Below are 5,489 nucleotides of genomic sequence, written 5' to 3' on the forward strand. Positions count from 1 at the left end.
TCGCCCTCGCCGACGAGGGTGGCGATGGCCGCCTTTTGGTCGTCTTCGGTGAACGCGTGCAGGGTGGCTCCGGCCCGGCGGGTGTCCCGTCCGAGCTGCGCCAGGAGCTGGTGGGGGACCGTCCGGGTCTCGAAGGTGGCGCGGTGGGTATGCCTTTTGTCGATGGCCTCGAACAGTTGGTGGTCGCCCGGTCGCGGCGTGTGTGCCTGACCCAGGCTCACGGTCGCGAGCAGGTCGCGGTCGGCGGGGTCGGGGAACGGCGACACGTCGCCGGCGTACCCGAAGTGCCGCAACGCCACGGTGATGTGGGACAGGGCGGCGCCGCAGCTCATCACCAGCTCACGGTCCTCGGGGTCGACCACGGACAGCGCCCGGCCGCGGTCGGCGTACAGCCGGAGGCGGCCGTCGGCGATCTGGAACCGCCAGGGCTGGGTGTTGTGACCCGAGGGGGCACGGACGGCGTAGCGCAGCAGGAACTCCCAGACCTGCTCCTCGGTGCCACCACGGGGGAAGCTTCCCCCGTCCTCAACGGATGTGTACGGCTGCGCGGCGTTCATCTCTGCCTCCTGGGCGAGCGACGAGTAGGGGTCAAGGGGTCGGTGCGGTCTCGGCCAGGACCGTGGCCATCAGGTCTTGGAACTCGACGGGCTGCTCCCACAGGGGCCGGTGCCCGGAGGTCTCGAAGTAGGTCAGCTGCTTCGAGGGCGCGCGGAGCTGCTTGAACCACTGCTGGGCCAGCAGCTGTCGCCCGGGGGCCTCATGGCGCCCTTGGGCCAGGTACACCGGCACCTCCAGGGTTGTGGCCTGGGTGCGGAAGTCGATGTCCTGCAACTGCGGGTACAGCACCGAGAACACGTCGAGCGTCGCGCCCAGGATGTGCAGCTGGTCGAGCAGTGTGTACTCCTCGACGAGGAGGTTCTCGCTCATCTGCCCGGAACCTTCACTGTTCGGGCTGTGGTCGTAGGGGTGGACCTCCATCTCGTTGGACAGGGCCGCCTCGTAGTCCAGGACGTCGGTGTACGGCGGCGGGCCGTTCGCCTCCAACGTGTCGACGAGCTCGGTGTTGCCCACCTCGCGCGCCCACGCCAGCGTGTCCTGGTAGAAGATCTTGTCGGTGGCAGCCTGGCTCACCATCTGTCCGACGCCGACGTAGGCGCGGTACAGCTCGGGGTGCTGCTGGACCGCGAGCACTCCGAGCGTGGTTCCCCAGGACTGGCCGACCAGGTAGACCTTCTCCTGGTCGAACCGGTCGCGCAGGTAGTTGGTGACCGCGACCGCGTCGGCTACGGCGCCGTCCAGGGTCATCGTGTGGGTGGGGTCGAGCTGGTCGTAGGACTTCCCGGTGCCGCGCTGGTCGAACGTGACGACCACGAAGTCGTCCTCGAGTGCTTGGCTGTGGCGTCGCATCGCGCCGAGCTCGCTGCCGCCGGGTCCGCCGGCCAGGAACAAGAGCATCGGGTTCTGCGTGCTGCGCCCGCGGATCATCAACGCGAGATCATGTCCACCGACATCGACCCGGGTCAGTTCCGCGACGCTGCCGGCGACCGTCTGGCCGTCCGCGTCGACGATCGGGTCGGTGCTGGCCGGGCGAGCGATGAGAGCAGCCAGCGCCACTAGCGGGAGTTTCCCCGCTGTCTGATTGGGGCGCGTGTTTCCCGTGTTGGTGCTGGGCTGTTGGTGCCGGAGCGTGTATTACCTATATATGGCCTCCATCGTGGGGAAGAAGCAGGGCGGGCAGACCTACTACTACCTGGTGGAGTCGGCCCGGGTGGGCGGCAAGCCACGGATCGTGTCCCAGCAGTACCTGGGCAGCGCGGCGGAGGTGGCCGCGAAGCTGTCCGGGACCCCGGCCGGCGAGCCGGTCCGCACCCAGCACAAGAGGTTCGGGGACCTGGCCGCGGTGTGGGCGATGCTGGAGCGGCTCGACGTCGCCGGCGTGGTCGACCAGGTGGCGCCGCGCCGCTCGGACGCGGCCGCGTCGGTGGGGACCTACATCGCGTTGGCGACCGCGAACCGGATCGTGGCGCCGTGCTCGAAGCTCGCCTTCGCCGACTGGTGGGCCACCACCGCGGGGCCACGCTGGACCCGGCTGCGCGGGGCGGCGCTGGACCACCGCCGGTTCTGGACGGCGATGGACCGGCTCGACGAGGCCGCGCTGCGCGGCATCGAGACCGAGCTGGGCCGGCGGATGGTGGCCGAGTTCGACCTGGACCTGTCCGGGCTGGTGCTGGACATGACCAACTTCGCCACCTTCATCGACTCCACCAACGACAGGGCGCCGATCGCGCAGCGGGGCAGGGCCAAGCAGAAGCGGGTCGACCTGCGGCTGGTCGGGCTGGCGCTGGTGGTCACCCGCGACGGCGCGATACCGCTGCTCTCCCACGCCTATCCCGGCGACCGGCCCGACGTCACCCAGTTCGGGTCGGTGATCGAGGAGCTGGTGTCCCGGTACCGGGACCTGGCCGACGGCGTGGAGTCGCTGACCGTGGTCTACGACGCCGGCCAGAACTCCGCGGACAACCACGATCTCGTCGAGGACGCCGGGATCGGGTTCGTCGGGTCGCTGCCGCCGTCGGACCACCCCGATCTGCTCGCCATCCCCGCCACCGCCTACCGCGACGTCGACCCCGACGCCTATCCCGGACTGACCTGTGTCGACACCCGGGTCACCGCGCTCGGGGTGACCCGGCGGGCGGTGCTCACCCGCTCACCGACCCTGCACGCGGCGCAGTCCCGCGGCTTCGACCAGACCCTGGCCAAGGCCCGCCGCCGGCTCACCGAGCTCCAGGCCCGGCTGGCCCGCGGCAAGACCCGCCGGGACCGGGCCGCGGTCGCCGCCGAGATCGAGGCGATCACCAAGCCCCGTTGGGTCCGCGAGGTCCTCACCACCACCCTGACCGGCCAGACCCCCGCCGAGCTGCGGCTGACCTGGCGCACCGACACCCGCGCCCGCCGGCGGCTGGAAGACCGGATCTTCGGCAAACGGATCCTGTTCACCAACCGCGACCACTGGACCACCGCCGAGGTGGTGGCCGGCTACCGCTCCCAAGACCACGTCGAGTCCGGGTTCCGGCAGATGAAGGACCCCCGGGTGGTCTCCTTCGGGCCGATGCACCACTGGACCGACTCCAAGATCCGGGTCCACGTCTTCTACTGCGTGCTGGCGCTGACCATCGCGCACCTGATGCGCCGCGAGGCCGAACAGGCAGGGCTGCACCTCTCGGTGCGCGAGCTGCTGGCCACCCTGGCCGGCATCGAGGAGACCGTGCTGCTCTACCACGACGGCGGCAAAGGCCGACCCCGCGCCCGCCGCATCCTCACCGACCAGAACCCGGCCCAACGACAACTCGCCGACCTGTTCGGCATCCACCGCTACGCACCCACCCGCTGACCAAACCCGGTTAGCGCGGATTTCCACGCAGTTGGTTCGGGGCAAGGGGGTCAGCTGATCTGGTAGCGCAGGGTGCGGTTGCCCCACCAGGGGATGGTGGTGTCGTTGGGTAGGTCGGCTTGGCGGAGGACGGGTGCGTAGGCGCGCCGGTCGAGGCGGACGGTGACCGTGTCGGGGGTGGTGGTGATGGTGCCGGGGGTTTCGAGGAAGCGGCGTTGGATCACGTCGGGGGTGACGGTGGCGTAGCCGGGCAGGCGGTTGCGGAGCGCGGCGACCAACGCTTGGGCGAGCACGCAGAGCATGATGTCAAGGTCGACGTTGAGGTTGACCGTGGAGGACAGCGCGTCGGCGTGGAAGGCGCGGATGATCTCGGCGAGGCGTTCCTCGATGGTCATCCGGCGGGCGTAGTGCTCGATCAGCGCCCGGGCGCTGAGCTGGTCGTTGTTGGTGATGATCACGGTGGGCGCGTCGCGGCCGAGCCCGGTGACGACGAGTTGGCGCACGGTGCCGGGGTAGCCGCTCAGCCGGGCGCGGGACTGGTGCACGCGGGGCCGGTTGTGCCGGCCGGGCCGGTTCAAGGTGATGGTCTTGAAGTCGCCGGGGGCCAACGCGTCGATCTGTTTGACCAGGGCGGGTGAGCGCATCCGCAGGGTGAGGAACCCGACGCCGCGTGCGTCCAGCTCGGCCAGCACCTGGTGGGTGGTGACCTTCTGGTCCATGATCAGCATCGACGGGTCGGCCCCGGAGACGCTCTTCCAGTGGTCGCAGAACGCGACCGCCTCGCGGGCCTGGCTGGCCTTGGACACCTCGGCGTTGGCGTAGACCAGGTTGTGGGTGCCGGAATCTTGGGCGAAGAAGGTGAGCACCGAGCGGGCGCGTTGGGAGCGGGTGGGTACGTAGTGCTTCTCCAGCACCGGGTCGGCGCCCCAGTGCATCACGGCGTGGAAGTCCAGGTCGAAGATCGCCTCGCTGCTGGTGGCCAGCCCGGCGTCGATCATGGTGGAGTCCAGCGCGGCGAGGAAGCGGCGCTGGTGGTGGTGGCTGGTGCGGTAGGAGTAGTCGGTCAGCGCGGACTTCTTCGGCAGCACCGACAGCCCGGCGAACAGCGCGGCGGCGGGGTCGGCGAGCAGCAGGTCGTCGACGTGGGAGACCCGCCGGGTGCGGGTCAGCTTCAGCGCCAGCAGCGACAACAACCAACTGAGGGCGGGCACGACCCGGGTGCCGGGGTAGCCGGCCTTGCGCACCAGTGCGGGCAGGTCCAGGGCGATCAGGTCGGGCAGCAGCAGCAGTAGCCCGGCCTTGCCGGTCTCCACCCGGTCCGGCCAGGCGGCGAGGTCGAGTCTGCCGGTGCGGGGCAGCCGGGTGTCCCGCCCGGGGGTGGCCGGGCTGATGCTGGCGGCCGGTTCGGGGTGCCGCAGCAGCCGGCCGAAGCCTTCCTCGGTGAGGATCTCGGCGACGCCGGTGCGGTTCAGCGGGGTGCCCTCCCCGGCCAGCCGCCGGGAGATCTCGTAGCTGGACAGCCCCTCGCGGCGGAGCTGGATCACCCGCCCCCGGGCCCGGTCCTTGGCCGGCGCCACCCCGGCCGCCGGTCCGGGCTTGCGGGGCTCGGCGAACAGGTCCAGCCGCCCGGCCCGGTGCTCGCGGACCAGGTTCACCATCGCCCAGCGGGTGTAGCCGAACCGCTCCCCGGCCTGGGCGTGGGTCAGCCCGTCGACGAAGAACGCCCGCAGCGCCTCGTAGCGGCGCTGGTTCACCTGCGCCGGGGTGGTGAACCAGCCTGCCTCGCCTTGTGGCGATCTGGCTGTCATGTGCCAGTTCTATCAGACCCGATTGCCGGGTAGCAGGACCGTCGCCGGCGGGCGTGTCACGACGGGAACCCTTGCATGTAGGCCGATTCGCCGCACGCGCTGACCGAACCCAGCACGGACCAGGTCACCGGCAGAACTACAGGGATGTGATTCGACAGCCCGATCTCAACAACCCATACACGCACGCGACACCGCTGAAGCCCTTACAGCACAGGGAAATCGAGCCACACCGCGCCCAACACCTCAACCAGGCTTGCGGTCAACCAACTGCGCGGAAATCCGCGCTAAGG

At 70.2% G+C, this 5,489-nt stretch carries 4 protein-coding genes; 1 reads left to right on the top strand and 3 read right to left on the bottom strand.

Annotated elements, in window-relative coordinates:
- Nucleotides 1-557 (bottom strand): nitroreductase (locus VF468_28220; GenBank protein HEX5882170.1); only part of this gene is annotated, 557 nt, incomplete at its 3' end.
- A gap of 31 nt (nt 558-588) precedes the next feature.
- Nucleotides 589-1,614 (bottom strand): alpha/beta hydrolase, encoded by a 1,026-nt coding sequence (locus VF468_28225; protein ID HEX5882171.1) that lies wholly within the window; start codon nt 1,612-1,614, stop codon nt 589-591.
- An 88-nt stretch (nt 1,615-1,702) separates the two neighbouring features.
- On the opposite strand from VF468_28225, the gene VF468_28230 reads away from it, so the two are divergent.
- Entirely contained in the window at nt 1,703-3,391 is a 1,689-nt protein-coding gene (locus VF468_28230) for an IS1634 family transposase (protein ID HEX5882172.1), read from the top strand.
- Nucleotides 3,392-3,441: 50 nt separating this feature from the next.
- On the opposite strand, the gene VF468_28235 is transcribed toward VF468_28230, so the two are convergent.
- Complete coding sequence (locus VF468_28235) at nt 3,442-5,199, bottom strand: transposase (GenBank protein HEX5882173.1); 1,758 nt, start codon at nt 5,197-5,199, stop codon at nt 3,442-3,444.
- Nucleotides 5,200-5,489: the final 290 nt, after the last annotated feature.

The organism is Actinomycetota bacterium, assembly GCA_036280995.1.
Taxonomy (GTDB): domain Bacteria; phylum Actinomycetota; class CALGFH01; order CALGFH01; family CALGFH01; genus CALGFH01.